A 544-nucleotide genomic window follows, 5' to 3' on the forward strand; every position below is an offset into this window, starting at 1 on the left:
TTTATTTTAAGTTCAATTTTTTTATCAGTTACACAGCCAGCTGTGGGCCTTTCTTTTTCAGGTTATTCTGCTGGTAAAGCACTAACCTCATTCAATTTATTAATATTTGCAGGAACATTCATAATGCAATGGCTAATGGGCCTAGTGATAGATATTGTTAAAGGGATGGGTCACACAGAAATATTTGCTTTTAAATCAGCTTTTTCAGTTTTCTTAATCTTAAGTATTATTTCTTATATTTTTTTTTTAATATTAAATAGAAAAAAATATGAAAATAAAACGTAGGAATTTTTTTTTGGAATTATTTATTGGTATTGTTGCTATTTACTTAATCGTTTTAATTTTCTTATTCTTTTTTCAAAGAAATTTAATGTATCATCCTGATGAGAATAATTATTCTGGAGATAATTTAGAAGTTAACATTGAAAAAGTTACTATCAAAACAATAGATAATATTAATCTTTTAGGCTGGTTTCATAATAAAAATTTAAATAGTTATAAAACAATTGTTTATTTTCACGGAAATGCAGGGACACTTGAAAAC

2 pseudogenes are annotated in these 544 nt (G+C 25.2%); both read left to right on the top strand.

Annotated elements, in window-relative coordinates:
* A pseudogene (locus AMN83_RS01860) lies at positions 1-285 on the top strand (MFS transporter); the annotation flags it as partial.
* A pseudogene (locus tag AMN83_RS01865) lies at positions 269-544 on the top strand (alpha/beta hydrolase); the annotation flags it as partial. The pseudogenes AMN83_RS01860 and AMN83_RS01865, both read left to right, overlap by 17 nt.

It is taken from the genome of Candidatus Pelagibacter communis (assembly GCF_001180025.1).
GTDB lineage: Bacteria > Pseudomonadota > Alphaproteobacteria > Pelagibacterales > Pelagibacteraceae > Pelagibacter > Pelagibacter ubique_A.